Below are 25,923 nucleotides of genomic sequence, written 5' to 3' on the forward strand. Positions count from 1 at the left end.
CGGCGGTCCGGCTGGCCCGGCTTCCCGTGGGCCGATTCTACGCCTGGACCGGGGGCGAGCCCACCCGGCCCCCCGGGGTTCGCCGACATCTCGGCGGCCCACGGCAGGTGCCGAAGTCCGACATCTGCTTCCGCGGCTACTTCAGCTACGGCAGAGCAGGCTTCTGACCGCGAAGCACCGCTTGGATGCCCGCCCCAAGATCCCCGGGTACGTCCACGGAGCCACGTTTCCGTACGGGCTCGGCCGCCCGGCCTTCACGCCTGGTCGAGCCCCAAATCCGGCTCCGTACGGGTGGCTTCGGTCGCTGCCCCCTCTTCACCGGGGCGGCCGCACCCCGTCTTGGCTCACGGTCCGCGCCAGAGGTTGGCGAAAGCCGCGTTCTCGATGGACCGCCTCTGGCGTACGGCCTCCAGCTCCATCACCGCGTCGTGGACAACGGCCACCACCGTCGTCACGGCCTCGTCATCGAGACCGGGCTCTTCGCCGGATCGGTCGTCGTCGATGCCCACGACCGAGGCGAGGGCGGTCAGAACGGGTTCCTTCTCCCGCCAGCGGTCGGCTGCCCGGCGGTGCGCGGGCGTGTCGACCGGTTCCACGCGGTCCGCGCCGAAGGGCAACCGACCGCTTCGCTTCCGAGCCAGCTCACCGTCCTCCTCCAGGGCGGCCTGGTACGCGGCCGAGAGGTCTTCGCCCCGGCGCCACAGCCAGTCCTCGATCCGCTCGTAGGGCGCCTGCCGGGTGAGCTCTGCCGCTGCCTGGTCCATGAGCCGATCGTCCAGCGTCGGCAGCTCACCCGGCACGATGCGGTCGCCGTCCACGGCGACTGCCTCCGCACCGATGAGATCGATCAGCTCCGCCCCCGCGAGGGCGAGCGACAGGTCACCCTGTCCCACGGAATGCTTCGAGCTGGGGTCCATGGTGATGATGAACAGGTCTTTCGCCGTGGTCATGAACGGCTCCCCTCGGAGACATCGACAAAGGTGCGTACCCAGCGCCCCGGCACCGTGTCCCGGGCCGGTCCGGCGGTGGATCGACAGTCACGATCAGTATCGCCCCCGCCCGCGCAGCCGAAGCCCTTTCGCGACACGGCGGGGGTCTGACCAGTCTTCTCGAACGGTTCAGGACCAGAGCTCGGTTGCCGCTTGCTGAAGTTGAGCGGCGTTCCCTGCCGGTCGATCTGGATCCAGTAATCGACAATGCGTCCGTGCTTGACGCGACGCTCTCTGCCCGCCTAGGACGTGGACGAGTCCGCAGGTCAGCGTGTGGGGCATCCGTATCGGTGATGCGTTCAGACGGCCACGTCATCTCACCGAGATCGTGTGGCGGGCTCTTAGGGTTCGCCTTATGCCTCGCAAGCGTTCTCCGAACGGTCGGCAGTCCCTGTTGCTGCGTCAGGGGTGGGTGTGGTGGTTGCCGTTCGCCGTAGTGGTGCTCGACGTGATCGTCGAATTGCTCCTGCACGGACGGGAGCCCGTGAGTTTCCTGCTCATCGGGGTGCCTCCGCTCGCCGCCGCGACACGCGGCCCGCGGGGGACGGCGCTGTCGGCCGTCGTCTGTCTGGGGCTGCAGATGCTTTTCGCCGCCCGGCGTCCCGGCCACTTCCATGAGCAGCACCACATCGCGCTGTACGTGGGCACGCTCCTCATCGGAATCGCCAGCACGGCCCTGGCGTGGCAGAGGGCGCGGGCCAGACAGGAGTTGATCCGCGCGAACTCGGTCGCAGAAGCGATGCAGCGCGGCCTGCTCCGCCCGGTGCCACGCAGGCTCGGGCAGGTACGGGCCGCGGCGTTCTACTCGGCGGGAGAGGGGGGCACGCTCGTCGGCGGTGACCTGTACGACGTATGTGTGACGCCCTTCGGGGTCCGGGCGATCATCGGCGATGTACGCGGCAAGGGGCTGGGCGCGGTACAGACGGTCGCGGCGGTTCTGGGTGGTTTCCGGGTCTGCGCGCACGAGTGGCAGGACCTGGGCCGCCTGGCGGAGCGGCTGGAGATCAGCATCGCCCGCAACGCACCGGTCGGTGACGAGAACGACCCCGAACTCTTTGTCACAGCGCTGGTGCTGGAGTTCCCGCCTGCGGGCGGCGAGGTTCGGGTCGTCGACCGAGGACACCCGGCGCCCGTCGTCGTAGGCCCCGAGGGCGCACGGCGGCTGGTCACCGCGCCCGCGCTGCCCCTGGGGCTGGGCGGGCTGTCTCCCGGCGCCGCCGCGGAGACGACGGTGCATCCGCTGCTTCCCGGTGAGGTGGTCGTCGTGCACACGGACGGAGTGAGCGAGGCGCGGGACGCCGCGGGGGTGTTCTACCCCGTGCTCGAGCGCCTCGCGCAGCGTTTCGGAGGCGAAGGCGCACCGGATCCCGCGGACGTCGTGTCATTCGTACAGGCGGACACGGAGCGCTGGTCGAAGGAGTGTGACGACGACCAGGCCGTCCTCGCCCTCACCTTGAAGGAACACCCATGGTGAGAGGTCTTGAGCAGGTCAGTGGATGAGGCAATTGCCCGGCGGCAGAGGCAGCGATCATCTTCGTGGCAACCCGGTGGGCAGCTCCCGGATCATCAGTCCCTTCCGGAACACTGTTAAGTGTCACGACGGGAGCGGCGGCTTCGCGTCCGCCGGAGCGCATGCGCTGTTTCACCGTGTCGCTCGGAACTGGAGGCCCGGCCTCAACGCCAGAGTTGCCCACTGACTCCGTTGGTCGGCGGGAGACCACCGGGCGCTGTCCGTGGGCGGAAGCTCTTCGGCACGTCACGCAGTCAGTGGGCTCTCCATGCGGAAGGATGGCCGACATGACACTGCCTGCTCTCCCGGAGGAGTCCTTCCAGCGCGTGCTCTGCGTCGTCGCGCACCCCGACGACATGGAGTACGGCACATCTGCGGCGGTCGCTCGCTGGACCGCGCGCGGCATCGAGGTCGGCTACCTCCTGCTCACCCGCGGCGAGGCCGGAATGCCGAACCCTCCCGAGGAGACGGCACGCCTGCGCGTCGCCGAGCAGCAGACCGCCTGCGCCGTCGTCGGCGTCAATCACCTGACCATCCTGGAACATCCGGACGGCGTGCTCGTCTACGGCCTCGACCTGCGCCGGGACATCTGCCGGGAGATCCGCCGGTTCAAGCCCGACGTCGTACTCGGCACCGGTTACGACATCGAGACGCCCTACGGCTTCGACCAGGCCGACCACCGCGCGGCCGGGCTCGCGGTGCTCGACGCGGTGCGCGACGCGGGCAACCGGTGGGTCTTCCCGGAACAGGTCGACGAGGAGGACCTGCAACCGCACTCCGTGCGCTGGCTCATCGTCCCCGGGCTCGTCGGCTCCGGCGCGACCCACGGCGTCGAGGTCACGGGTGAACCGCTGCGCCGCGGCATCGCCTCGCTCGAGGCGCACGCCGCGTACTTGGCCGCGCTCCCGGACCACCCCGCTCCCGAGGACTTCATCCCGAAGTTGACCTCGATGAGCGGCAAGGCCATGGGCGTCGAACACGCCGTCCTGTTCCGCGCCCACGACCTGCAGGCACCGCCGGAGTTCTTCACCAAAGACGCGCAGGACTGACCTGGGGGCCACCGCGTGACGCGTGCCGTCGAGATCCTTGAGTCAGGGCCGGTCGCACCCGGTGCCCCGCCGTGACGCGTTGACCGCGATCGCGCCGTTGTCCTGCGGTCACAGGTCCGTCAGTACGTTTTCCAGCGCAGCGAGGACGTAGGAACGCCAGCCTCCGCCCATGATCCGGTGCGCCATCTGCTGGGCCGGGTCGTCCGGGTCGAACCCCGCGTGTACGAGGAAGAGGCGTGTGCCGCGGCCTTCCGGCTCCAGGGTCCAGGTGATGGTCCAGTCGGCGGCGTTCCCGCGACTCTCGACGGCGTCCTGCCAGCGGACGCTCAGCATGCGCTCGTCGTCGTAGGCGAGGACCTCGGCCTGGATGGTGCCGGAGAAGTTGGTGTTGGGGCGGGGGACGGCGGTCATCGTGTAGCGGTGGCCGACCTCCAGGCGGAAGTCTCCCGGCATCATCCACTGCGCGATCAGTTCGGGCTCGGTCAGCGCGCGCCAGACCTTCGCGGGCGGGTGGGCCAGGAAGTGATCGACCCTGATGGTCGTGAGGTCGTCATCGTCGGGCTCGTCGGGCGCCTGGGGCATCGTCATGCCTCATCGTCCGGCATGCGGTCGAGCAGATCTCCGAGGCCCTTCAGTTTCTCGCGCCAGAACCGCTCGTACGGATGGAGCCAGTCCTGCACCTCGGCGAGCGGGGCGGCCTCCAAGCGGTAGATGCGCTGCCTGCCCCGGCGCTCCTCGGAGACGAGGCCGGCGTCTCGGAGCACCTTGAGGTGCTCCGAGAGGCTCGGACGGCGCATGGCGAAGTGGTCAGCGAGCACCTGGACCGGCTGAGGGCCCTGGTCGCGCAGCAGACGCAGCACCTCGCGTCGCGTCGCGTTCGCGAGGGCGGCGAAGAGCTGGTCCTGATCCTGGCCCTGGTCCTGGGCGCTCCGGGTGACCACTGGGTCAGAAGCCTTCCTTCTCCGTGAGCAGCATCAGGCCGTTGCCGTCGGGGTCCCGGAAGCCGGCCATACGCCCCCAGGGGAGGTCGGTCGGGCCGTCCACGGTGACTCCGGCTTCGGTGAGCCTGGCGCAGTCCGCGTCCACGTCTGTCGTCACGAACATGATGCCCCGCGCGGTTCCTGGCGTGAAGTCGCCCATGCCGGGGCCGGAGAGGGTGAGCACGGTCTGTGCGCCCTCCGGGGCGACCTGGAGCCAACGGCCGGGGGGCATCTGAAGGTCGGCGGTGACCTCGAAGCCGAGTACGTCCGTATAGAAGCGGAGGGCCTTGTCCTGATCGGAGACGGGGACGGTGAGGAAGGAGGCGTGGGTGATGTTCATGCCGTCAACGATAGGTAGGGGATTCCCTACGCGTCAAACGTAGGGAATCCCCTACCGGTGGGGTGGGTGTCCACCGGATCGGGCGTCTCGGCCTCGCGATGCCGAGGTCGGGGATGGCGGTAGGGCCATCACGCTCGCGTTCTTGATGGCGCGCACCAGGTGGCGCTGCTGCTGAGCCGTGACGCGGCTGCCTGAGGGGGATGTGCTGCGCCGGGGATGGGAGGGCCTCAGGCGGCGATCGGCTCCGGCGTGACGGCCAGGCTCTGCTTGACCTGCTGGGTGAGCTCGTCGGCGAGAATCTCGGGCAGGCCCGCCGCGATTCCGTTCAAGGCCTGGGCTGCGACGTCCGCGGCGGCGGACTTCTGGTCGGCGGGGATGCCGGCGGCCATGTCGGTGTCCATGTAGCCGACGTGCAGCGCCGAGACGGTGATGCCGCGAGGCGCCAACTCCTCGCGGGTCGCGCCGGTCAGTGCCCAGGCGGCCGCCTTGGATGCGGCGTAGGAGCCGAGGCCGGCCGGGTGCAGCCAGGACAGGACGGACAGGACGTTGAGCACGGCGCCACCGCCGTTGGCCTCGATGACGGGTGCGAAGGCCCGGGTCGCCGCGAGCGGACCGAAGAAGTTGGTCTCCATCTCCCGGTGCACCTCGTCCAGGTCGCCTCCGATCAACGTGGCGCCGGTGGAGATTCCCGCGTTGTTGATCAGCAGAGTGGTGTCGGACGCGAGGCGAGCTGCCTCCCGTATCGACTCCTCGTCGGTGACGTCCAGGCGCAAGGCGGTGACGTCGGGCAGGTCGATCGTCTCCGGGCGCCTGGCTGCCGCGTACACCTTCGCCCCGTGCTCCACGAGCTGGGCGGCCAGGTGCCGCCCGAGGCCCCGGTTGGCGCCGGTGACGACCGCGACCGCGTTCTTCAGTTCCATGGCTACTCCTGGTTCTGGCGGGTGCCGTCCGGCCACCCGAGAATTTAGATTATGTATCCAATCTAAACACTGGACTACGATAGATGCCAGTCGACATCCAAATGGGAGGTAGTCATGGGCCGCGTATCGCAGGCGCAGGCAGAGGAGAACCGCAAGCGGGTGGTGGACACCGCCTCCCGGCTGTTCCGTGAGCAGGGGGCCCACGTCAGCGTCGCGGACCTGATGAAGGCGGCCGGTCTGACCCACGGCGCGTTCTACAAGCAGTTCGAGTCCAAGGAGGCGCTCGTCGACGAGACCACCGCCCACGCCTTCGCCGAGCTCGCCCGCCGCCACACCGCCGGGCTCGAACGGAGCGACGGGCAGCGTGACGCCGCTCAGCAGGCCCTGATCGACGTCTACCTCTCCGTCGCGCACCGCGACGATCCGGCGGACGGCTGCCCGGTCGCGGCGCTCGCGACCGACATCGCGCGCGGGAGTGGGGGACATGACGCCCGTCGCGTCTACACCGAGGGGGTGGCCGACTTCGCCGACTTCCTCGCCACTGACGACCAGGACGGAATCGTCCGCCTCTGCACCCTGTTCGGTGCGCTGGTCCTGTCCCGGGCCACCAAGGGCTCCCCGCTCTCCGAGGAGATCCTCACTGCCGCGCACGCACACCTGACGGAAACCGGCTGATCAGGGGCACGGCGTGGGTGCGCGTCGGTCGCACTCTCAGGCGCCGGAGCAGCCACGGCACGACTGCGACGCCCTTGCAAGCTCTGCCTGACCATCGCGTGGACGTGGGCACGCAGGCATAAGTGCGCGTACAACCAGCATCTCTGATGGCGCATCAGGCAGTACCGCATGGGCAGCCTGTCGGCTGAGGCGGGACCGCAAGGGGAGCATCCAGATCTGATGTAATCGTCTCCGACGATCCCCGGGTGGGGTCGGAGACAGGGGGGCGGCGTTGCAAGAGCTGGATGCGGCAGATCCGCGGCAAGTGGGGCGGTATCGGATCCTTGCGCGCCTCGGAGCGGGCGGGATGGGCCGCGTGTACCTGGGGAGCTCCACCAGTGGCCGGATGGTCGCGGTGAAGGTGGTGCGCGCCGAACTGGCCGAGGACCCGGACTTCCAGCGCCGTTTCGCCCGCGAGGTGGAGGCTGCCCGCCGCGTCACCGGATTCTTCACCGCAGCAGTGGTCGACGCCGATCCTGCGGGCTCGCCGGCCTGGCTCGCCACCGCCTACGTTCCGGGACTGCCGCTCGACGCAGCGGTACGCATCCATGGGGCCTGGCCCCGGCGTTCGTTGCTCGTCCTGGGGGCCGGTTTGGTCGAGGCCCTGGAAGCCATTCACGGCACGGGCCTGATCCACCGGGATCTGAAGCCGTCGAACGTGCTGATTGCCCGCGACGGGCCCCGGGTCATTGACTTCGGTATCTCGATCGCCTCCGAAGCGAGTGTCCTCACCCAGACGGGAATGGTGATCGGCAGCCCTGGGTTCATGTCGCCCGAGCAGGTCACGGGGAAGGCGGTCGGCCCCGCCAGCGACGTGTTCTCCCTCGGGGCGGTACTGGCCTTCGCGGCTACGGGGGACGGCCCCTTCGGGACCGGTTCCCCGCATTCGGTGAACTTCCGCGCCGTCTACGAGGAACCCGACCTTCGCGGGCTGCCCCCGCAGACGGAGTTCGTCAGCCGGTGTCTCGACAAGGACCCCGCCCGGCGGCCCACCGTGCCGGAGTTGCTGGCGCAGTTCGCGCAGATGCTCGGCGAGTTGGGCGGGCAGACCTACGCGGGTGGGCTGCCGAACGAGACCGACTGGCTCCCGGAGGCGGTCGCGTCCGCCCTCACCACCGGCCCGCGCGCCGCCCCCGCGCCGCTCACGAAGAGCCCGGGACAGCAGCAGAACGGGTCCGCCCCCGCCGGCGCGGACGGCCGCGACGAGCGCGGCTCCGGGGACACGCAGGGCGCTGTGCCCCGTGCCGACACGGTACCCACGCCGGATCCACGGATTCACCTCGGCAAGCGGACGGAGGTGCCGCCCGCACCGCCCTCGCCCGCACCGCCCTCGCCCGCACCGCCCCCGCCCGCATCGCCCCCGCCGACGGGTGAGCCACCGACCGTACGTGACGAGCGGCCCGCGCCGCCCGTCGTCTCCGACCGGTTGCCGGCCTCGCCCCTCACATCCCTCGGACGCGTCCCCGCCCACCGACCCGGCAGCCCCCGGCGCCGCCGTCTCGTGGCGATCGCACTCACCGTCGCCCTCGTCACCGGCGGCGGTATCACCGCCCTGCTCGTCGACCGGGGCGAGGACAAGGACACATCTCAGGGAACCGGGGACGGCCCGGGCTCCTCGACCCGTGCCACAGGCTTCGACGCCGCGGTCGGTGGCGTGGTCAACGCGTCAGACAGGAAGGGCGGCACCCTCCGTCTGGTGAGTTCGCAGGACGCCGACTCGTGGGATCCGGCCCGCTCCTACAACGGGTGGGCCTGGAACATGCAGCGCCTCTACGCCCGCACGCTGCTGACGTATGACACCAAGCCGGGCAAGGAGGGCCTGGACCTCGTTCCGGATCTGGCCTCGGCCCAGCCGGTGGTCTCGGCCGACGGCAGGACGTACACCGTCAAGCTGAAGCCCGGTCTGAAGTTCGAGGACGGCACACCGATCACCGCCAAGGACGTCAAGTACGGCATCGAGCGGGTCTTCGCGCAGGACGTCATCAGCGGCGGCCCCACGTACCTGATCGAATCACTGGGCGGGGACCGGACCTACTCGGGCCCGTACAGGGACGAGACCCGCGGGAAGCTCGGCCTGAAATCGGTCGAGACACCTGACGACCTGACCCTCGTCCTCCGGCTGACCAAGGCCGACTCCCGCTTCCCGTACCTGCTGACCATGGGCGCCACTTCCCCCGTGCCGCAGCAGAAGGACACCGGAGACGGATACGGCGCGCACCCCGTCTCCTCCGGCCCGTACCGCTTCGCGTCGTACAAGCCGGGACACTCGCTGGTCCTCGTCCGCAACGAGCAATGGGACCGTGCCACCGACCCGTTGCGCAAGGCGCTGCCGGACAGGATCGAGCTGACTGTCTCAGCCGACCCCGAGAATGTGGCCTCACAGCTCATCGCGGGCACAGCCGACCTCGACGTCCGGCAGGCCGGTCTGTCGCAGCCCGCCACGCTCAAAGTGTTGAACGACCCGAAGAAGAAGGCCGACGCGGACAACCCGCACAGCGGCTCCATCCGTTTCGTCTCGCTCGTCTCGAAGACCGAGCCGTTCGACAATGTGCACTGCCGAAAAGCGGTGATGTACGGGGCCGACACCTCAGCCCTCCAAACCACCCGCGGCGGTTCGACGGGCGGTTCGAGGCACGGCAACATGCTGCCCCCGACCGTTTTCGGCGCCGATGACTACGACCCGTACGGTCTGACCGACGGCAAGCCCCGGATCGAGAAGGCCAAGGACGAGCTGAGGGCGTGCGGCAAGCCCGCAGGCTTCACCACCAAAATCGCTGTACGCGGCGGCAATCCCAAGGACGTCGCGTCAGCCGAAGCTCTGCAGAGCTCCCTCAAAAAGGTGGGCATCACCGCCGAGATCGACCGCCGCGACGGCGTGGAGTTCCTCTCGGACGTCGGATCTCCCAGCACGATCAAGAACAAGGGCTACGGCCTGATCCTGCTGGCGTGGGCCGCGGACTACCCGACCGGCGCCGGCTTCCTCCAGCCCCTGGCGGACGGACGCCTCATCCTGCCGAGCGGCAACAGCAATTACGCCCAGATCGACGACCCCGAGATCAACAACCTCTTCGACCAGGCTTCCGCCGAGAGGGACACCGCCCAGGCCGCCAAGGTCCACAGCCGGATCAACCATGCGGTCACCGACGGCGCGTACTATCTGCCGATCGTCGCCGACAAGGTCCTGAACTACCGCAACCCGCGACTGACCAACGTCTACGTCCACGAGGCTTTCGGCATGGTCGACTTCCAGGCTCTCGGTACGAGCGACGGCAGATGACCTGCCTGGCCCGCGGAGTTGAAGCCGTGCCCTCGCCCATACAGGTGAGTGCCGAACCTGAGGCTGTTCCTGCTTCGGTCCCGGAGCGTGTGCCCTGTGGAGCGCGAACCAGCCTCGTGCCGTCGAGCGTGCAACTGTTCCCGGCCGCGGACTGTCTCTGAAGACGACTGCGGCGGCGAAGGGAGCACGGCGTTGGCCGAGGTGAAGCCCTCCGATTCAGGGCGCGAGTTCCCGGCCCTGGGTTGGTCGACGGTTCTTGTTGCGGTGTTCCTGTTGGCCTGGTTCGTCTTTTGGCCGTTCGACATCATCTGGCTGTTCGTCGTCACCGGGACTACGCTCGCCCTCCTCAAAATGCTGCGCCGTCTGATTGCGCGGCATCCCAATTCCCGTATCGACCGTTGGTGCCGCACAAATGCGACCCCCGCGCTGCTCCTGGCTCAGCTGGGGCGTGGCGGGGGCCGGGCGTGGTTGCACGATGCCCAGTGGCGCGCTGTCCGGCGGGCAGGCATCTTCGCCATCGCGTGCACGACTGCTGCGTGCTTCATGGGCTGGGACGCCTGGCAGGAGAACCAGGCGCTGGACCATCTGCGCAGCCGGGGCCGTGAGGTCACTGCCACGGTCGTCTCGGTCACCGGGTGGTCGGACGCCGACGAAGCGCTGCGTGTCGACGTGCGGTTCGAGACACCGTCAGGACCGGCACGTACGAACGTGGATCTTGAAGGTGACTCTGTCGGTTCGAAGCCAGGGGACCGACTGGCGCTCGTCTACGATCCGGTGCATCCCGCCACCGTCAGACTTCCCTCGCAACTCGACGGACGTGTCATCGACGGGTTGGTGACGGGCATGGTTGTCGTGACGCTGCTGGCACTCGTCGTCCTCGCCCTCGCGATACGGGACCAGTTGCGGGCCGGTGGACGTTGACGTCGGACGCCGCTGCTTGCACAGGTGCCGCGAGCCGTGGTCGCCGACTCAGAGTCAGAAGTAGCAACTCGTTTCCCAGCCACCGCTGCCCCGTTGCCGAGCGCGGTCGTATGGCGATCTACCGTGCTCGGCCACCGGGTGGGTCAGCGAAGCGAGCAGCCATGTGAGGCGTCCTCCGGTGACTGGAGGTCAGCCCAGCCAGAAGCGCCAGCGGGGGTGAGGCGGTGCGCAGGTGCCGGAAGCGACAGCTTGCCAGTAACCGCGTTCGACGGCTTCCTGCTGTTCCGTCGCGGTCCCCCCTGTGAAGATCGCGTAACTGCAGCTCGGACGGACGTCTTGTGCGGCGAACCAGCCGAGAGCCCCCGCGGTCAGGGCCGTGAATGTGCAGGCGACGAGGAGAAGTCGACGGGCGCCAGCAGGTATGTCAGGGATCACGGGCACATCGTACTGAGAGCATCAGTGACCTTGTCGCAGCCCCCGGGCGACTGGAAGGTCGTCACTGCAGGCTGCGTACTCCGGCCCGGCACTCTCAGGCTCGGTCCGACTGCACCGGCGCCGCGGCCGCCTGCCGCTGACCCTGCGCGAAGCCCGTGGCGCTCAGGCGCCGGGAAGGAAGAGGCAGAACGGATGGCCGTGAGGGTCGCGGAGGACCCTCACGTCCTTCTGAGGCTGGTACTCCTGCAGCGTCGCGCCCAGGTCGCAAGCCCGCTCGGTCTCCGCCTCCAGGTCGTCGACCTGTACATCCAGATGCGCTTGCATCTGCTGAGTACCCGGGCGCTGCGGCCACACCGGAGGAGTGTGATCGGTCTCCAACTGAAAGCTGAGACCGGGGCGTTCCTGCTCCGGAGCCCTCAGGCGAACCCACCCCGGCTCGCGCTCGACTTCCTGCCAGCCCAGCAGCGCCCGGTAGAAGTCGGCCAGCGCGGCAGGATCGGGAGTACCGAGAACAAAACCACCGAGTGTCGTCGTCATGCCTCCCACCTTGCCCCCAGCACTCGCCTCCACCGCTCCTGCGCGCACCCGGCATCCTCGTATGTCCGGGCAGACACTGCTGAATCTGATGAAACGACCCGCACCGTCACCCGCTGTGGGAAAGTCGACGCGTGACACGTCTGGCGGACCCACTTCGCTTCCTCACCATGCTCGCCGCGTGGGTAGCCACTCCCTGGGCCCTCGCCCCGCACTCCGTGTTGCTCGCCGTGGTCTCAGTGGTCCTCCTGCTCGGCGCACTCACCGTCTTCGTCACCCCGGGCGACAACGGCATGGACAGGGAGAAGATCCTCGTGCCCGTCCCGGGCGTGGTGACCATCGCCCTGGTACTGCTCCACTACCTCGCTGCTGTGATCGCCTCCTTGGTGGCCTGGCCGACGTGGGCTGCCGTCACGGTGACGGTGCTGGCCGCAACCAGCCTGATCGCAGAACAATCCCGCTGGCGCCACCTGCTCGCCGTACGGAGTTAGCGCGGCACGAGCAGGACGGTGACTCCGAGAGTCAGGTGCGAGGATCCCGTCAGGGCCCGGGCGGGCGCTACCTCGTATCTCATCGGGAGCAGGTCTTGGCCCAGGTGTGGGACAGCACGCGCGACGTCAGGGCGAGGTCGTGACGCTGTCCTCTCTCGACGCAGCCGAGGCGTTGCCTCAGGCCGGGCTCTGCGAAGTACGCGACCTGGTCGTAGTCCTCGGGATCGGGTAACCCGTTGTTGAAGATCGAGCCCGGGCGGTCGGTGGCCGACCAGGAGCAGTCGTTCTCGCCGTCGAACCAGTCCGGGTCGTCGCCTTCCCAGGCACACATCTCACCGCTGCCGTCCGCTTCCGAGAAGAAGCAGACGGAACGTGGCGGGCAGCGGTCGTAGCCCGTGGCCGTCTGTACCGGCCCGGGGCTCTTGCCCGGGCGCGTCTTCCCGACGGGTCCGGCGTTCGACCGGGTGTTCGGCTTCGTGGCCGGGTCCTCGTCCAGGTACATCGACAACCCGAGGCCCGCCACAGCCAGGGCCAGCACAGCGGCCGCCACCGCGAGCAGGGGGCGCCGCACGCGCCGTCGCCGCGGCAGCCGGCCCGCTGCCGCCTGCGAGGTCCGCCGCAGCAGCGACGCCGCGTCGTGCGGGGCCCGGTCCTCGTGCGTACGGGAGAGGCAGTCGCGCACGATCTCCCGCCAGGGCGCGGGGAGTTCGGGCGACAGCCGCAGTTCCTCCTCGCCGCGGGCGTAGCGCACCAGCGCGTCCCGACGGGCCGGCGGGGTGCCGCCGGGCAACGGGAACGAACCGGTCAGGACCAGGTGGGCCAGTACCCCGAACGCCCAGATGTCCGCGGTCTGCCGGATCTGTACGCCCCGCTCGCCGACCTCGGACCACAGCAGCTCGGGCGGGGTGTAGTCCGCCGTCGCGAACGCGGGGGAGTAGGCGTGCGTGCCCTCCAGTTCGGCTGCCATGTTGAAGTCGCCGAGCCGTGCCGTGCCGTCCTCCATCAGCAGCACGTTGCCAGGCTTGAGGTCCCCGTGCACCCAGCCCGCGCCGTGCAGCTGGTCCAGCCCCTCGCAGATCTGCACGAGCAGGACGGGGCCCTGCCGCGGCGGACGGCCCGCGGAGAGCGAGGCGTCGAGGGAGCCCCGCGCCTCCTCCAGTACGAGTACGGTGGCGCCGTCGAGCTCCGGATGGCTCGGGGCGTCCACCGTGAGCGCGTCATACATCCGGATCAGCCGCGGCGAACGGAGCCGGCTCAGCAGGGCCACCTCCCGCTCGGCCAGCTCCCGGAGATGACGCAGCTGACGCGGCGTGTGCGTGCCGGTCGGCAGGAACTTCAGGGCGGCGCGGGCCGGTTCCGCGCCGGGGTCCTCGTGGCGGGCCGCGTACACATTGCCGAAAGCCCCCGCCCCGAGCGGCTCCTCGACGATCCAGGGGCCGACGCGATAGCCCGGCGGGACGGACGAGACGGCATACGGCTGCTGCCCGCTCAACGGGCCGCGCCGCTCGCGGAGAAGGCCGGCGCCGCCAGGTCGTCCTCGCGCACCAGGTCGAAGCGGAGCGCGAGCGAGACGAGCATCTCCTTCTTGCCGTTGAGGCGGGGGCCGGGCTCGCAGGACTCAGGACCGGGCTTGAGCCGCAGCTTCACCGCCAGGTAGTCGATGTTCCACTGCACGGCGGCCCGGTTGGCCGCCGGCCACCGCGGGCGCAGCCGTTCGACGACCTGTTCCACGGTGGGCAGCGGCGCGTACGGCTCGCCGCGCAGGCGTGGCTCGCACAGGGCCGCCAGCACGGTGAAGTACCGCTTGGACCGGTCGAGAGGAAAGGCGAGTGCGGTCGACCCGCCGCCGCAGCCCTCGGCACGCTCGTTCCGGTCCGACTCATCCGCCGGGGCGGCGTAGTCGTGCCGCGGTGCCCAGACGTCGAAGCTGAGCAGCTCACTGCCCGCGGGCAGTACGACCCTGGAGAACTCGAACGCCACGGGTGCGCCCAGTCGCCTCGGCGCCACCTTGATGTGCTCCCCGGCGCCCTCCGGGTTCTCGACCGCGTATGTCGCCGTGCGGCTGAAGTTGCTGAGCGACCAGTACGTGTCCGTCGCGATGATCTCCCCTGCGGAACGCGAGACACCGTCGTGCGGAATGGACAGCTGGGGCTGCGTGCCGGTGGATGCTTCCCGACCGAAGCGGAGGGCCTCTCCCGGTCCGAGCCGGAGCTTCTCGCAGGGGGCCATCCCGGGCCCTGGCACCACGATGATGGTGTACATGGACTGATCCCTTCCCCCAAGGTATGCCGTGAGGATAGGGAACGCCGATAAACATCCGCATGACGCGCAGGCCGGTACGGGCCACGCTGATCAGCCGTGGCCCGTACCGGTCGAAGGTGTCGTCCCGTCATGCCGTCAGCATTCGCCGCGCCAATGGAAGCGGTCGATCGTCCGGCCCCCGCCGGCAAAGTTGCCGCGTCCCTCGTCCCAGCCGTAATGGAGGCACTGGCTGCCGCCTTCCTTGAAGTAGACCTGCAGATGGTCGTAACCCGGCTGCGGGTTGCCGTTGTTGTAGTACGACTTGCGGAAGCCGCAGGTGCTGCTGGGCTCATCGTCGGCCGACTTGCAGACCGAGCCGGTGCCGTCGGCACCTGAGTAGAAGCAGACGTTGCCCGCCGGGCAGTCCTGCCAGGCCGGCGTGCCCGTGCAGTTCCGGCTGGTCACGCTCGGCCACTCCTTGTTGGTGCCCGTGTACTGGACGCCGTCGAAGTGCACGGGCACGCGGTGGCGTTCGTCGGTGAAGTCCCCCGACGCGAGATAGCGCTGCTCGTAGTGCAGGTGCGCCCAGTTCGAGGCGCCCGTCGTGCCGATGCGTCCGATCTGGGTGGACGGCTGGACCGCCTGACCCTCGCGGACATAGGTGGTGGGCGTGTCCTTGAGGTGGTAGTACGCCGTGAACCAGCCGTTGCCGTGGCTGATCTGGATGGTGTTGCCGGAGCCGTCGTCCCAGTACGTGGCGGAGACGGTGCCGACTGCGGAGGCGAGAACGGGTTTGCCGTCGGAGCCGGTGTTGTTCTCCACGACGATGTCCAGTGCGGGGTTGTGATCGGAGCCGTAGGTGTTCAACTGCCACCGTGTGCCGCACGGAAACGGCATCTGGAACAGCGGCTTCGCAGCCGCCGCGGTGTCGACGGCCCGGTCGCCCGTCTCGGCAGCCGTGGCGGACACTGCTGTGCCTGCGAGCCCGAGAACTGCGAATCCGGCGAGCAGGGCGGCTCGCAACCGGCCCAGTCGGCCGGGACGCGTCCTCTTGTACGTGTGGTGGAACATGTTCCCCCCTGCGGAAGGTTCCGACGCTGCCTCCTCGGGCAGCGTCGGAACACATGCTGGGGATTGGTGGACGGGCCTGGCTACCTCGCATGTGCGAGGTCGTGGTCCCGCCGGTGCTCCGGAGCCCCGGAGCCCTGGCGTCGCCGAGTCAGCGCAGGAGGAGCAGCACGGCCAGTGCGAGGAGGAGCGAGTCGATCCGGTCGAGCAGCCCCCCGGAGCCTGCCAGCCAGTGGGCGGAGTCCTTCGCCCGCGCCCCTCGTTTGACCATGGATTCGAGCAGGTCTCCTGCCGGGGCGCCGACCGCCACGGCGACCGCCGTCGGCCAGCTCAGTACGGACAGTGCGGCGAGCACGCCGAGGGCGGCCGCGGAGCCGGCGAGGGTTCCGCTCCACCGCTTGGCCGGAGAGAGGGGTGACAGCCGTGGCCCGCCCAGCCGTTGACCTGTGAAGTACGCGACGATGTCGCCCACCGAGACGGCGACGAACAGGGCGAGCGCGGTCGCGCCGAGCGGTGCCAGGGCGGCGAGCACACTCAGCCAGACCAGCCCGAGCAGACCGGCCCCGAGCCGCCGCAGACCGTGGGCGGAGTCACCGGCCAGCAGCGGGACCGCGGCGATGGCCAGGGCGCCGACCGCCACCGCCCGTACCTCCTGCCCGGGCGCCAGCCAGGAGGTCAGCACCACGCCGGAGACGGCGGCGGCCAGGACGACCCTGTCCGGCCGGGACAGGCGCATCAGCCCGCCGAACTCCAGCGCCGCGACCACTCCGACCACAAGGGCGAGAACCGTCACCCCCGGGGTGCCCCACCAGAACGCACCGGCGACCAGCGGCACTCCGACCGCCCAGCAGCACCACCGGACCAGCAGTTCACGGCGGCCGGAGAGTGCCGCGGCCATCCCGCCGGCCGCCAGGGCCCCACCGAGGAAGGGCGCGAGGGAGGCGACGGAGGTCACCGGGCGTACCCGGCGGCGGCGTGAACCGGGAGTCCAGGGGTGCGCCGCGACAGGGAGCCGGGTCGCAGCGTCTCCATCGCGGCTTCGTACGCCGCGACGATCCGTGCGTTCTCCGCCGTGTCCCTGACCGCGACGCGTACGGTGCGCCCTTCGTACTGCGGAGACAGTGGCGACAGGTCGCGCAGGTAGACATCGTGCCGGCGGCACTCCCGCACGAGGCGGGCAGCGCTCGGTCCGTCGGGCGGCAGCGTGATGTTGAGGAAGTTCGCGACGCCCTCCTCGACCACGACGGTGTCGTCCACCTGGGCAAGATCGGCGGCCAGCTCATGGCGCAGGGCGTGGGTACGGTGCCAGCAGGCGCGGTAGTACGCGGGGTCCTGCAGGGTGGCCACCGCGGCGAGTTGCGCGGGAAGGCCGACCGCCCAGGGCGGCGTCCACCGGCGCAGCAGTGCGGCCGTGGCCGGTTCGGCCACCAGGTAGGCCGCCCGCACGCCGGACAGCGCGTACATCTTGGACAGCGAGGTGCAGACCACGACCCGCGGGTCCACCGCGGCCAGCGGGGCGAGCGACTCGGCCAGATCCACGTAGCCGAGATAGGCCTCGTCGATCCACCACCGGGTCCCGGCGGGGGCGGCCTCGATCAGGGTGCGCAGTTCGGCTGCGGGTGCGTGGCGTCCGGTCGGGTTGTTCGGGTTGACCACGACCACCAGGTCGTACCGACCCGCCTCGACCACAGAGGCCAGCCGGGCGACGTCGATCCGCCACCCGTCCTTCCGGCGCAACCGGAAGCGGTCCACCTGGCACCCGATCACGTGCTCGGTGACGTAGGCGTATTCGCCGTACCCGGGATCCAGCAGCAGTACCCTGCTCTCCGGAGTCAGCCAGCGGCCGAACGCCCGGAAGATCAGGTCCGACGAGCCGGCTCCGGCCACGAGCGTCTCCACAGGCAGTGCCCGGGCTCCGGCGAGTTCCGACAGCAGACCTTCGGCGCCGGTGGGAGGCGAGGTCCGGGCGGACCAGGCCGGGTCTTCGGCGAGCGCCGCGCGTACCCCGGGAGCGGGCGGGAACCAGGCGTCCAGCACATCGGCAGAGACGACCTCGTCGCGCCGGTGCAGGGTGCGAAAGTCCGTGCCAATGGCGGTGAAGGAGGCGCCGCCATGTTCACATCCGTCCGGCCCAGGCGCCCACTCCATGTCCAACTGCCAGTCCACCACGGAGCGGAACCGCTCCAGGGCCGTGCGGTACCGGGTGGTGGCGGCCTGCGTCAGCCCGGCGACCTCCCCCGTCAGCACCTCGAAAGTCACCGCACCACTGCGGACGGTGTGTCCGAGGGGCCTCAGGCCGACCGCCAGGTACATGCTGAGCAGTTCGGTACGGCCCATCGCCACCACCGTGCGGCCTCCCCGGGAGGAGATCCAGCGCAGGGCCGCGTACATCAGCAGCGGTGCCACCGCGGTGCTGCGCCAGCGAGGCTCCACGGTGAGGATGCGTACCTCGAAGACTCCGCCCTCGGACAGCAGCGGCAGTTCGTCGCGGGTCAGGTACTTGTCGAGGCCGTAGCGGCCCAGCCAGGGCGGGGTCAGGCTGACGAAGCCCATGCGGACCGGCCCTCGGGCCGCGACGAGGTAGACGTTGTCGCCGTCCAGCGCGTCGTGCAGCCGTCGGTCCGGGCGCGGTGCGTGCTGGCCGAGCTCCTGGGCGTACACACGGTGCCTCAGCTCGTGGATCCAGACCAGGTCCTCGGGATCGGCAACTCGTATCTGCAGGTCGCGACTCATGAATGCCTCTTTCGGTTCGCGTTATGCGGACATCCTTGGTGGTGACGTGCGACCGCACATGAGTAGGCGTACCTGAGTACCTGAGCACCTGAGTGGCTGGAACGTGGCAGGTCCCGCCGACGGGCTTTCCGCCCTGTCGTGGGGCGGGGCCGTGACGCGCGGCAGACCCGCTACCTCTGACAGCCCCCGGAGGAGCGGATGACCGTGAGTGACGCTTCGAGATGCAGCGGCGAGGACACACTGTTTCGCTGGGGTGGCCCATTACCTGTCACCCAAGGAGTGACCATGAGTGCTGCAGACGGATCCGCCGAGCATATCCAGCAGATGCGTGCAAAGGCACAGGAGATGGAAGAGGCCGCAAAGAGTGCCACAGACCCGGACGAGCGTCAGCGCCTCCAGGACAAAGCTCGTCGGCTCAGGTCCCGGAGTGAGCAGGAGAGCGGCATGGCCAGTGGGGACATCTACCCCACGGACTAGGGGCTTTCGCCGACCGTGTCCGTGACCGATTCCGTGTGTGGGAACCGGTTCGTCCCTCCGGCTCCCACAGACGGAATTCAGCGCACAGGGACGAGCAGATCCAGCTCGACGCGTCGGCGTTCCTCGAGGTCCTCGATGCGCCGCACCTGCTCGTCGGTGAGTACATCGCACACCCAGTCCCAGTGCAGTGCCACCCGGTCACCGGGGGAGAGCCGGTCGATCAGCGTCCTCCCACCGGCCGAGCAGCGGACGGTCTCCTCCCGCCACGCGCCGTCGGTCAGCTCCGCGCCCTCCCAGCGCAGCGGGCGTGACCGCACCGTCGCCACGTCGCTGTCGGCATCGACCACCACCCCGGTACGGATGCGGCACTGGTCCAGTACGGACAGGGCTGTCGGATGCCCGCTCGACCGCAGCATCGACGCCCACGGATACACCTCGAACACCTGGAAGCTGTGATGGGCCAACGCCCGGTCCCCGGCCTCGCGCCAGGTGCCGGCCGGCTGCCCACGGAACCGGTCGGTCATGCGCTCCACCAGGGCGGCGGGATCGGCCAGGTCCAGGAGTTCGTTGCCGATCCAGTACGCCTCGACCACCCGCACATCGAGCGGGTCCGCGAGCCCTGCGGTCTCCGCGAGGAACTGGAGATAGCACCAGGCCCCCTCGAACTGCCGGGCCCGCCGCTCGATGTCGTCGGTCGCCTCCCGGCGCAGGAGGGCCGCCGCGTCGGCGGGCCCGCAGTAGCCGAGTTCGTTGGGCGGGTAGGCGTATCGCGCGAACAGCAGGGCGCCTTCGGCACTCACTCAGCAGATCCTCGGTAGTTGTTCGCCGATCGGCAGCCCGATGACCCGGCTCCCGCCCAGACCCGTCCTCGCGACGACCATCCCCGCATGGTCCGGCACGCAGCTGCCGATCCGGCACGCGGACCGCCCCAGGGGATGGGCCCGCATGGCCTCCAGCACCCGGTCAGCGTCCTCGGCCGGCACGATCGCGATCAGCTTGCCCTCGTTGGCCACCTGCAGCGGGTCGAGCCCGAGCAGGCTGCACGCGTCGCGCACCGTCGCCGGCACGGGAAGCAGCCGCTCGACCAGCTCGACGCCCACGTCCGAGGCACGGGCGATCTCGTTGAGCGAGGCCGACACACCACCGCGCGTGGGGTCCCGGAGCACATGGAGGTCACTCCCGGTGGCGAGCATGGCAGCGACCAGGCCGTGCAGGGCGGCGGTGTCGCTCTCGACCGTCGTGCCGAACTCCAGGCCCTCCCGGCAGCTCATCACGGCCACCCCGTGCACGCCGATGTCGCCGCTGACGAGCACGGCGTCACCCGGCCGGGCCCGGCGGGCGTGGATGTCGACCCCGGGCGGGACCACGCCGATGCCCGAGGTGTTGAGGTAGACGCCGTCGCCGCTGGCGCGCTCCACGACCTTGGTGTCCCCGGTGACCAGCCGTACACCGGCGGCCTCCGCGGCCCGGCCCACGTCCTGGGCGATCCGTCCGAGGTCGCTCAGTGCGGTGCCCTCGGCGAGGATGAAGGCGGTCGACATGAACAGCGGAGTCGCCCCCGACATGGCAAGGTCGTTGACCGTACCGTTCACCGCCAGGTCGCCGATCGATCCGCCGGGGAAGAACATCGGCTTCACCACGAACGAGTCCGTGGAGAAGGCGAGTCGGATTCCGGACCCGACCGTCAGGACGGCCGAGTCACCGAGGTCGGCGGCGGCCGCGGCACCGTACGCGGGCAGGAACAAGTGCTCGATCAGCTCGCCGGACATCGCACCCCCGCCCCCGTGACCCATCACGACGGACGGGGTGTCGCGCAGCGGTACGGGGCAGGCCCACGCCTGGAAGTCGAGGTCGGGCAGGCCGTCGAACGGCGCGGTCACTTCGTGCGCAACGTCGGTCACATCAGTCACGTCGGTCACTTCGCATCGACCAGTTCCAGTCGGCGGTGGGTGTAGTACGCGGCACACGCGCCCTCGCTGGACACCATCGTCGCGCCCAACGGGTTCCTCGGCGTGCACTCCTTGCCGAACGCCTCGCACACGTGCGGCTTGATCAGCCCCTGGAGCACCTCGCCCGAACGGCAGAGCGACGACTCGGCGGTGTGAATGCCGGTCACGTCGAACCGCTGCTCCGCGTCGAACTCCCGGTACTTCGCGGAGAGTCGCCAGCCGCTGCGAGGGATCTCCCCGATGCCGCGCCACGTCCGGTCCGTCACCTCGAAGACATCGGCGAGCATCTTCATGGCGGGCGCGTTGCCCTCGTCGCGTACGGCCCGGGGATAGGCGTTCTCCACCTCGTGGCGACCCGCCTCCAACTGCACGACGGTCCGGCGGACCCCCTCCAGGATGTCCAGCGGTTCGAAGCCGGTGACCACGATCGGCACCTTGTACTTCCGGGCCAGCGGCGGATACTCGGACGTCCCCATCACGCTGCACACATGCCCCGCGGCGAGGAACGCCTGGACCCGGCAGGTCGACGACTCCATGATGGCGGCGATCGCCGGGGGCACCAGGACATGGGAGACCAGAAGCGAGAAGTTGCGGACTCCGAGCTTCTTGGCCTGATACACCGTCATGGCGTTGGCGGGTGCGGTGGTCTCGAATCCGATACCGAAGAAGACGACCTCTCGGTCCGGGTTCTCGCGGGCCAGCTTCAGCGCGTCGAGCGGTGAGTACACCACCCGTACGTCGCCGCCGGCGCTCTTGACGGAGAACAGGTCCTGGCTGCTGCCGGGCACACGCAACATGTCACCGAACGAGCAGAAGATGACCCCGGGACGGGCGGCGATCGCCAGGGCGCGGTCGATGGTCTCCAGTGGGGTGACGCAGACGGGGCATCCCGGCCCGTGAATCATCTCCACGCCGTCCGGCAGCAGTTGGTCGATGCCGTGCCGGATGATCGAGTGGGTCTGGCCGCCGCAGACCTCCATCATCGCCCACTTCCGCGTGGTGACGGCGTGGATCTGATCGAGGATCTTCTTCGCCAGGTCGGGGTCGCTGAACTCGTCGAGGTACTTCACCGGCCGGCTCCTTCGGGGGACGCGTCGTGCTGGGCTGCGAGTTCGAGGGGGTCGCCGAACTCCTCGGCGAGGATGCCGAGCCGGTCGAAGTTGGCCAGGGTGTCCTTGGCCGACCGCTCGTCGAGACGCTGGATGGCGAAACCGACGTGCACGATGACGTATTCACCGACCGTCACATCGGGGATGTACTGGAGGCACACCTCCTTGCGCACCCCACCGAAGTCCACCTCGGCCATCACGGTGCCGTCGACTTCGGCGGTACTGAGGACGCGCCCCGGAACAGCCAGACACATGGTCCCTCTTCTCTGTGGATCTCTCAGGTACGGGGAGCGGCGGCGTCAGCCGGCTGCGGCGATCACGATCTGGCCGAGGGCGATCCCGCCGTCGTTGGGCGGGAGCAGCCGGGGCCGCAGAACGGTGAAGCCGCGCTCCGTCAGGCCGTGTTGGGCCGCTTCCAGCAGCACGGCGTTCTGGAAGACGCCACCGCCCAGGGCCACGGTGTCCAGGCCGGTGCTCGTGCGGCAGAGGTCCGCGAGGTCGACGACCAGGGCGGCGACGGCGGCGTGGAAGCGGGCGGCGATCCGACCGGCTGACACCCCTGCCCGTACGTCGGACACCACGGCCCGCACGACCGGGCCCGGATCCGCGACGGCGGGATCCTCGCCCGCGCCGGGCCGGATCGCGAAGCGGTAGCCGTTCTCCGCGGCCAGGGGGTCCGCAGCCGCGCCCCGGGCCAGCCCCTCCAGCTCCATGGCCGCCTCCGCCTCGTACACCACCTCGTGGCGTACACCCGCCAGCGAGGCGACCGCGTCGAAGAGCCGGCCCATCCCCGACGTCGGTACACAACCGAAGCCGGTCGTGAACTGGTGGGCCAGCACCTCGCGTTCGGCGGCCGGGCAGGCCAGGACCGCGGGCAGGTCCGCATCCCAGGGGAGGCCCGCCGCGTGCAGATGCGCGAGCGCCATCCGGTAGGGCCGCAGCACGCTCGCATCGCCCCCGGCCAGAGGTACGTAACCCAGGTGCGCGGCCCTGCGGAACGACGCGTAGCCGGCCACCAGGACCTCACCGCCCCAGGCCGCGCCGTCGTCCCCGTGGCCGGTGCCGTCGAAGGCGATGCCGATCACCTGCTCGTCCCGGCCCAGGCCGTGTTCGGCCATGACCGACGCGATGTGCGCGTGGTGGTGCTGCACCGTACGCACGGGCCGTCCCGCCGCACGGGTGCGGGCCCAGTCGCCGGAGTGGTAGCCGGGATGGCCGTCCGCGACCAGCAGGGCGGGCTCCACCCCGGTGAGTTCTTCGAGGTGCTTCTCCGTGCGCGTCAGGGCGTCGACCGTGGCCAGGTCGTCCATGTCGCCGATGTGCTGGCTCAGCCAGGCGTAGCGGCCCTCGCCCAGGGCGCAGGTGTTCTTCAGGTCCGCGCCCACCGCCAGCGTCGGCGGTACGTCGAAGGGCAGCGCGAGCGGGAGCGGGGCATACCCGCGTGAGCGGCGCAGCGGCAGCTCGGCGCCCGCCACGAAGCGGCTGACAGAGTCGTCGCACGGCACATGGATCCGCCGGTCGTGCCGCAGCCAGGCATCGACCAGCGGCGCGAGCACGGTCAGGGCATCGTCGTCGTCGGTGACGATCGGCGCGCCGGACAGATTGGCCGATGTCATCACCAGCGCGTCCGGGCCCGGGTCGTCGTCGCCGATCCCGAGGAGCAGAACGTGCAGCGGCGTGTACGGAAGCAGCACCCCGAGATCGGGACAGCCGGGCGCCACGGCGTCGGACACCCCGGCACCGGCGCCGGGCCCGGCGGGACGCCGGGGCAGCAGCACGATCGGGCGACGGCCACCGGTCAGCAGCTCTTCCTCGTCCGCCGTGACGGTCACCAGCTGCCGCGCCACGTCGAGGTCCGGGACCATCACCGCGAACGGCTTGCCACCGCGCCGCTTCCGCCGGCGCAGCTCGGTAACGGCCGCCGCGTTGCGGGCGTCGCACACCAGGTGGTACCCGCCGAGTCCCTTGACCGCGATGATCCCGCCGTCGGCGAGGAGCTTGCGGGCGGTGCGCAGCGCGTCCTCGTCGCGGGACAGGGACACCCCTTCGCCGCCGACCAGTTCGAGCCGGGGCCCGCAGTCGGGGCAGGCGACCGGCTGGGCGTGGAAGCGCCGGTCGCCCGGATCCTCGTACTCCGTCCGGCACGCCGCGCACATCTCGAAGTCGGCCATCGTGGTCGCGGCCCGGTCGTACGGCAGACCGGTGACGATCGTGAACCGGGGACCGCAGTGCGTACAGGTGATGAAGGGGTGGCGGTAGCGCCGGTTCGCCGGGTCGGTCAGCTCGTCGAGACAGTCGCGGCAGGTGGCGATGTCGGGCGGGACGAGTGTCCTTGCCCGGTCGGCCGTGCGGGAGTGCTCGATGGTGAAACCCGCGCCGCCGCACGTCGCCAGATCGCTCGTCCGTACGTCCTCGACGACCGCGAGCGGCGGGGCGTCGGCCCGCAGCCTGCGGCCGAACTCCTCCACGGCGTCCGCCGGTCCCTCGACCTCGGCGAGCACCCCGTCGCCGGTGTTCGTCACCGTGCCGCTGAGCATCAGCTCGGAGGCGGTGACATACACGAAGGGCCGGAAACCCACGCCCTGCACGACGCCGCGCACCTCGAATCTGCGGCGCACCCGCTCCGCCCGGCCGCGCCCCATCATCTCCAGGCCCGACATGGCCTCCCGGGCCTTCGCCCGGTCGATGAGCTCGACGGCGAAGCCCATGTGGAGCAGGACCCAGTCGTCGCAGCCGGGCGGATCGTCGAGCATTCCGATGTTGACGCGTCGTCGGGCGCCCTCGACATCCACCAGGGCCAGCTGGCCCGCATAGCCGTCCACGATCTCCACGACGCGGCCAGGAATGCCTAGGCACATGATCAGGATCTCCGGAGTTCGGCGCTCTTCACGGACGCGGTCGGTACGGCGGGGACAAGCTGCCGGACCAGGGTGTGCACTGCCTGGACCGCCTCGGGCACCGCACGGCCGACGGCTTCGCTGAGCCCGATGCCCTCCTCGACCCCGGCGGGCGTACAGCCGACGAGGAAGGTGAGCGGAAGAGTACCGCCCAATTGGTCCAGATTTGCCAGGACAGCGACCGGATTCATGCCATGAGCGTCGAATTCACCCGTACCGAGGTCCTCCGGGCCGATGCGGAGGACCGTCACCTCCCCGGGCGCGTCGCCACCCGGGTACGCGTCGACCAGCACCAGCGCGTCGTACCCGTCCAGCAGGTCGTACGCGAGGTGCATGCCGCGGATTCCGTAGTCCACCACCCGGACCTGCGGGGGCAGTCCGCCCTCCGCGGCCAGCAGCCGTACGGCCTCGGGGCCGAAGCCGTCATCGCTCAGGAAGAGGTTGCCGATGCCCGCCACCAGTACCCGGGCGGCCGTGTGCGGTGCGTCCGTCATGCTCGGCTCAGCCGCCACCGGACGGGAGGTCCGGCGCGTCCGGGTGCTTGGCCTTCTTCGGCTGTACGGAGGTGTCGGACCGCGCGTCCGAGGTGCCCGACGGCCGGTCGACCGGGCCGCCTTCGGGCTGGTCCGAACCGGTGTCGCGGGAGCCCATCGGGCCCCGTTCCTCCTGCGGCTCCTCCTGGACCCCGCTGTTCTTCTCCGGTGTGTCCGCCATGGGGTGCTCCTCACTCACATACTCGGGTCGGGATTCACATCGAACGGATGCGCAGGTAGCGGCGGATGTCGGGGATCGACCTGATCACGACCCCCAGGGAGACGGCCGCCACGGCAGCCCCCACGACGGCGGTGATGAAGCCCAGGTTCTTCACGATCGGTTCTCCTCTCGGTACGGCGCCGACTCCTCGACGCTCAGGGGTGTCAGCTCGTCGGGCGCGAAGTAGAAGTAGCGGCCGTACCAGTCGTGCAGGTCGGACGCCGGGTCGTCGACGAGGACCAGGGCGACGTGCGTACCGCCGTCCACGTCCGCGAGTACCGCGGTCACCCGGGCCACCTGGTCGGCGAAGAACAGGTCCTGTGCGTCCGCCCGCCGGGAGGGATGGACGCGGACCAGGCTGCCCTTGGCCACCCGCACCCCGTCGATGACCACCGCATCGCTCTCCGGCCGGACCGAGGCGTCTGCCGCCGGATCCCACCAGGGCGCGCCCGCGGTGTCGAAGGCGGCGGGCTCCACGTCCCGCACATCGCCGGGCGGCCCCACGGGAGCGGCGGGCTGCACGGCCTGCTGCGCGG

At 70.1% G+C, this 25,923-nt stretch carries 27 protein-coding genes and 1 pseudogene (1 of these 28 cut by a window edge); 8 read left to right on the forward strand and 20 right to left on the reverse strand.

What is annotated here, in order from left to right:
- Positions 1 to 167: the final stretch of a siderophore-interacting protein gene (locus ACFQ6X_RS14900; RefSeq protein WP_383181314.1), read on the forward strand. 886 nt of this gene lie to the left of the window's left edge; only the last 167 of its 1,053 coding nucleotides appear in the window; the start codon falls outside the window, past its left edge; it ends in the stop codon at positions 165 to 167.
- 177 nt (positions 168 to 344) lie between these two features.
- Here ACFQ6X_RS14900 and ACFQ6X_RS14905 read toward each other — a convergent pair whose 3' ends face one another.
- Positions 345 to 950 (reverse strand): GPP34 family phosphoprotein, encoded by a 606-nt coding sequence (locus ACFQ6X_RS14905; protein WP_383181317.1) that lies wholly within the window; start codon positions 948 to 950, stop codon positions 345 to 347.
- A 451-nt stretch (positions 951 to 1,401) separates the two neighbouring features.
- Between ACFQ6X_RS14905 and ACFQ6X_RS14910 the strand changes: the two genes are divergently transcribed.
- Both ACFQ6X_RS14910 and ACFQ6X_RS14915 read left to right on the forward strand, forming a co-directional pair.
- Entirely contained in the window at positions 1,402 to 2,463 is a 1,062-nt protein-coding gene (locus tag ACFQ6X_RS14910; protein ID WP_383181400.1) for a PP2C family protein-serine/threonine phosphatase, read from the forward strand.
- 323 nt (positions 2,464 to 2,786) lie between these two features.
- Entirely contained in the window at positions 2,787 to 3,548 is a 762-nt protein-coding gene (locus tag ACFQ6X_RS14915) for a PIG-L deacetylase family protein (RefSeq protein ID WP_383181320.1), read from the forward strand.
- A 108-nt stretch (positions 3,549 to 3,656) separates the two neighbouring features.
- Here the strand turns inward: ACFQ6X_RS14915 and ACFQ6X_RS14920 are convergent, their stop codons facing one another.
- The 4 genes from ACFQ6X_RS14920 to ACFQ6X_RS14935 form a co-directional block, all read right to left on the reverse strand.
- Entirely contained in the window at positions 3,657 to 4,136 is a 480-nt protein-coding gene (locus ACFQ6X_RS14920; RefSeq protein ID WP_383181323.1) for an SRPBCC domain-containing protein, read from the reverse strand.
- Positions 4,133 to 4,489 (reverse strand): ArsR/SmtB family transcription factor, encoded by a 357-nt coding sequence (locus ACFQ6X_RS14925; RefSeq protein WP_383181326.1) that lies wholly within the window; start codon positions 4,487 to 4,489, stop codon positions 4,133 to 4,135. Before ACFQ6X_RS14925 ends, ACFQ6X_RS14920 begins: the two co-directional genes overlap by 4 nt.
- A 4-nt stretch (positions 4,490 to 4,493) precedes the next feature.
- Positions 4,494 to 4,868, reverse strand: a complete 375-nt coding sequence (locus ACFQ6X_RS14930; protein ID WP_383181330.1) for a VOC family protein — start codon at positions 4,866 to 4,868, stop codon at positions 4,494 to 4,496.
- A gap of 227 nt (positions 4,869 to 5,095) precedes the next feature.
- Positions 5,096 to 5,788, reverse strand: a complete 693-nt coding sequence (locus ACFQ6X_RS14935; RefSeq protein WP_383181333.1) for an SDR family oxidoreductase — start codon at positions 5,786 to 5,788, stop codon at positions 5,096 to 5,098.
- A 114-nt stretch (positions 5,789 to 5,902) separates the two neighbouring features.
- Here ACFQ6X_RS14935 and ACFQ6X_RS14940 point away from each other — a divergent pair, with 114 nt between their 5' ends.
- From ACFQ6X_RS14940 to ACFQ6X_RS14950, 3 genes are all read left to right on the forward strand, one after another.
- Positions 5,903 to 6,463, forward strand: coding sequence for a TetR/AcrR family transcriptional regulator (locus tag ACFQ6X_RS14940; RefSeq protein WP_383181336.1), 561 nt, complete (start codon positions 5,903 to 5,905; stop codon positions 6,461 to 6,463).
- A gap of 304 nt (positions 6,464 to 6,767) precedes the next feature.
- The gene (locus ACFQ6X_RS14945; RefSeq protein WP_383181339.1) at positions 6,768 to 9,779 is read left to right on the forward strand and encodes an ABC transporter substrate-binding protein; all 3,012 of its coding nucleotides are present in this window, start codon (positions 6,768 to 6,770) and stop codon (positions 9,777 to 9,779) included.
- Between the two features lie 201 nt (positions 9,780 to 9,980).
- The gene (locus ACFQ6X_RS14950; protein ID WP_383181403.1) at positions 9,981 to 10,700 is read left to right on the forward strand and encodes a DUF3592 domain-containing protein; all 720 of its coding nucleotides are present in this window, start codon (positions 9,981 to 9,983) and stop codon (positions 10,698 to 10,700) included.
- 597 nt (positions 10,701 to 11,297) lie between these two features.
- On the opposite strand, the gene ACFQ6X_RS14955 is transcribed toward ACFQ6X_RS14950, so the two are convergent.
- Positions 11,298 to 11,672, reverse strand: coding sequence for a VOC family protein (locus tag ACFQ6X_RS14955; protein ID WP_383181342.1), 375 nt, complete (start codon positions 11,670 to 11,672; stop codon positions 11,298 to 11,300).
- A 131-nt stretch (positions 11,673 to 11,803) separates the two neighbouring features.
- On the opposite strand from ACFQ6X_RS14955, the gene ACFQ6X_RS14960 reads away from it, so the two are divergent.
- Positions 11,804 to 12,160 carry a hypothetical protein gene (locus tag ACFQ6X_RS14960; protein WP_383181345.1) on the forward strand — a complete coding sequence of 119 codons (357 nt, stop codon included), beginning with the start codon at positions 11,804 to 11,806 and terminating at the stop codon, positions 12,158 to 12,160.
- 79 nt (positions 12,161 to 12,239) lie between these two features.
- Here ACFQ6X_RS14960 and ACFQ6X_RS14965 read toward each other — a convergent pair whose 3' ends face one another.
- The 5 genes from ACFQ6X_RS14965 to ACFQ6X_RS14985 form a co-directional block, all read right to left on the reverse strand.
- Positions 12,240 to 13,652 (reverse strand): serine/threonine-protein kinase, encoded by a 1,413-nt coding sequence (locus tag ACFQ6X_RS14965; RefSeq protein WP_383181348.1) that lies wholly within the window; start codon positions 13,650 to 13,652, stop codon positions 12,240 to 12,242.
- A complete protein-coding gene (locus tag ACFQ6X_RS14970; protein ID WP_383181351.1) occupies positions 13,649 to 14,422 on the reverse strand; it encodes an FHA domain-containing protein in 774 nt (257 codons plus the stop codon). The genes ACFQ6X_RS14965 and ACFQ6X_RS14970 overlap by 4 nt, the downstream gene beginning before the upstream one ends.
- Positions 14,423 to 14,557: 135 nt before the next feature.
- Positions 14,558 to 15,472, reverse strand: a complete 915-nt coding sequence (locus ACFQ6X_RS14975; RefSeq protein ID WP_383181354.1) for a peptidoglycan DD-metalloendopeptidase family protein — start codon at positions 15,470 to 15,472, stop codon at positions 14,558 to 14,560.
- A 148-nt stretch (positions 15,473 to 15,620) separates the two neighbouring features.
- On the reverse strand, positions 15,621 to 16,424 hold the full coding sequence (locus ACFQ6X_RS14980) for a phosphatidate cytidylyltransferase (protein WP_383181357.1): 804 nt from the start codon (positions 16,422 to 16,424) through the stop codon (positions 15,621 to 15,623).
- Positions 16,421 to 18,202 carry an aminotransferase class I/II-fold pyridoxal phosphate-dependent enzyme gene (locus ACFQ6X_RS14985; RefSeq protein WP_383181360.1) on the reverse strand — a complete coding sequence of 594 codons (1,782 nt, stop codon included), beginning with the start codon at positions 18,200 to 18,202 and terminating at the stop codon, positions 16,421 to 16,423. The genes ACFQ6X_RS14980 and ACFQ6X_RS14985 overlap by 4 nt, the downstream gene beginning before the upstream one ends.
- A gap of 285 nt (positions 18,203 to 18,487) precedes the next feature.
- Here ACFQ6X_RS14985 and ACFQ6X_RS14990 point away from each other — a divergent pair, with 285 nt between their 5' ends.
- On the forward strand, positions 18,488 to 18,679 hold the full coding sequence (locus tag ACFQ6X_RS14990; protein ID WP_383181363.1) for a DUF6381 family protein: 192 nt from the start codon (positions 18,488 to 18,490) through the stop codon (positions 18,677 to 18,679).
- 77 nt (positions 18,680 to 18,756) lie between these two features.
- On the opposite strand, the gene ACFQ6X_RS14995 is transcribed toward ACFQ6X_RS14990, so the two are convergent.
- From ACFQ6X_RS14995 to ACFQ6X_RS15035, 9 genes and pseudogenes are all read right to left on the reverse strand, one after another.
- Positions 18,757 to 19,479, reverse strand: coding sequence for a DUF6390 family protein (locus tag ACFQ6X_RS14995; RefSeq protein ID WP_383181366.1), 723 nt, complete (start codon positions 19,477 to 19,479; stop codon positions 18,757 to 18,759).
- The gene (gene hypE, locus ACFQ6X_RS15000; protein WP_383181406.1) at positions 19,480 to 20,580 is read right to left on the reverse strand and encodes a hydrogenase expression/formation protein HypE; all 1,101 of its coding nucleotides are present in this window, start codon (positions 20,578 to 20,580) and stop codon (positions 19,480 to 19,482) included.
- A gap of 14 nt (positions 20,581 to 20,594) precedes the next feature.
- Positions 20,595 to 21,698 (reverse strand): hydrogenase formation protein HypD, encoded by a 1,104-nt coding sequence (gene hypD, locus ACFQ6X_RS15005; RefSeq protein ID WP_383181370.1) that lies wholly within the window; start codon positions 21,696 to 21,698, stop codon positions 20,595 to 20,597.
- Positions 21,695 to 21,991, reverse strand: a complete 297-nt coding sequence (locus tag ACFQ6X_RS15010; protein ID WP_383181373.1) for a HypC/HybG/HupF family hydrogenase formation chaperone — start codon at positions 21,989 to 21,991, stop codon at positions 21,695 to 21,697. Before ACFQ6X_RS15010 ends, hypD begins: the two co-directional genes overlap by 4 nt.
- A 45-nt stretch (positions 21,992 to 22,036) precedes the next feature.
- Positions 22,037 to 24,595 carry a carbamoyltransferase HypF gene (gene hypF / locus ACFQ6X_RS15015; protein ID WP_383181376.1) on the reverse strand — a complete coding sequence of 853 codons (2,559 nt, stop codon included), beginning with the start codon at positions 24,593 to 24,595 and terminating at the stop codon, positions 22,037 to 22,039.
- 2 nt (positions 24,596 to 24,597) lie between these two features.
- Positions 24,598 to 25,128, reverse strand: coding sequence for a hydrogenase maturation protease (locus ACFQ6X_RS15020; protein WP_383181379.1), 531 nt, complete (start codon positions 25,126 to 25,128; stop codon positions 24,598 to 24,600).
- Between the two features lie 7 nt (positions 25,129 to 25,135).
- Positions 25,136 to 25,348 carry a hypothetical protein gene (locus ACFQ6X_RS15025; protein WP_383181382.1) on the reverse strand — a complete coding sequence of 71 codons (213 nt, stop codon included), beginning with the start codon at positions 25,346 to 25,348 and terminating at the stop codon, positions 25,136 to 25,138.
- Positions 25,349 to 25,382: 34 nt separating this feature from the next.
- Positions 25,383 to 25,502, reverse strand: a complete 120-nt coding sequence (locus ACFQ6X_RS15030) for a DUF6893 family small protein (RefSeq protein ID WP_383181385.1) — start codon at positions 25,500 to 25,502, stop codon at positions 25,383 to 25,385.
- A pseudogene (locus ACFQ6X_RS15035) lies at positions 25,499 to 25,923 on the reverse strand (hypothetical protein); the annotation flags it as partial. The pseudogene ACFQ6X_RS15035 and the gene ACFQ6X_RS15030, both read right to left, overlap by 4 nt.

It is taken from the genome of Streptomyces sp. NPDC056452, from assembly GCF_042796085.1.
In the GTDB taxonomy this organism is placed as follows: domain Bacteria; phylum Actinomycetota; class Actinomycetes; order Streptomycetales; family Streptomycetaceae; genus Streptomyces.

Excerpts from the sequence above, each read along its gene's own strand:
- ACFQ6X_RS14985 (WP_383181360.1), bottom strand. The coding sequence starts at position 18,202 with ATGAGTCGCGACCTGCAGATACGAGTTGCCGATCCCGAGGACCTGGTC.
- ACFQ6X_RS14975 (WP_383181354.1), bottom strand. The coding sequence starts at position 15,472 with ATGTTCCACCACACGTACAAGAGGACGCGTCCCGGCCGACTGGGCCGG.
- ACFQ6X_RS15020 (WP_383181379.1), bottom strand. The coding sequence starts at position 25,128 with ATGACGGACGCACCGCACACGGCCGCCCGGGTACTGGTGGCGGGCATC.
- hypF (WP_383181376.1), bottom strand. The coding sequence starts at position 24,595 with ATGTGCCTAGGCATTCCTGGCCGCGTCGTGGAGATCGTGGACGGCTAT.
- ACFQ6X_RS14940 (WP_383181336.1), top strand. The coding sequence starts at position 5,903 with ATGGGCCGCGTATCGCAGGCGCAGGCAGAGGAGAACCGCAAGCGGGTG.
- ACFQ6X_RS15025 (WP_383181382.1), bottom strand. The coding sequence starts at position 25,348 with ATGGCGGACACACCGGAGAAGAACAGCGGGGTCCAGGAGGAGCCGCAG.
- ACFQ6X_RS14955 (WP_383181342.1), bottom strand. The coding sequence starts at position 11,672 with ATGACGACGACACTCGGTGGTTTTGTTCTCGGTACTCCCGATCCTGCC.
- ACFQ6X_RS14935 (WP_383181333.1), bottom strand. The coding sequence starts at position 5,788 with ATGGAACTGAAGAACGCGGTCGCGGTCGTCACCGGCGCCAACCGGGGC.
- ACFQ6X_RS15010 (WP_383181373.1), bottom strand. The coding sequence starts at position 21,991 with ATGTGTCTGGCTGTTCCGGGGCGCGTCCTCAGTACCGCCGAAGTCGAC.
- ACFQ6X_RS14970 (WP_383181351.1), bottom strand. The coding sequence starts at position 14,422 with ATGTACACCATCATCGTGGTGCCAGGGCCCGGGATGGCCCCCTGCGAG.
- ACFQ6X_RS14905 (WP_383181317.1), bottom strand. The coding sequence starts at position 950 with ATGACCACGGCGAAAGACCTGTTCATCATCACCATGGACCCCAGCTCG.
- ACFQ6X_RS14915 (WP_383181320.1), top strand. The coding sequence starts at position 2,787 with ATGACACTGCCTGCTCTCCCGGAGGAGTCCTTCCAGCGCGTGCTCTGC.
- ACFQ6X_RS14920 (WP_383181323.1), bottom strand. The coding sequence starts at position 4,136 with ATGACGATGCCCCAGGCGCCCGACGAGCCCGACGATGACGACCTCACG.
- ACFQ6X_RS14930 (WP_383181330.1), bottom strand. The coding sequence starts at position 4,868 with ATGAACATCACCCACGCCTCCTTCCTCACCGTCCCCGTCTCCGATCAG.
- ACFQ6X_RS14990 (WP_383181363.1), top strand. The coding sequence starts at position 18,488 with ATGAGTGCTGCAGACGGATCCGCCGAGCATATCCAGCAGATGCGTGCA.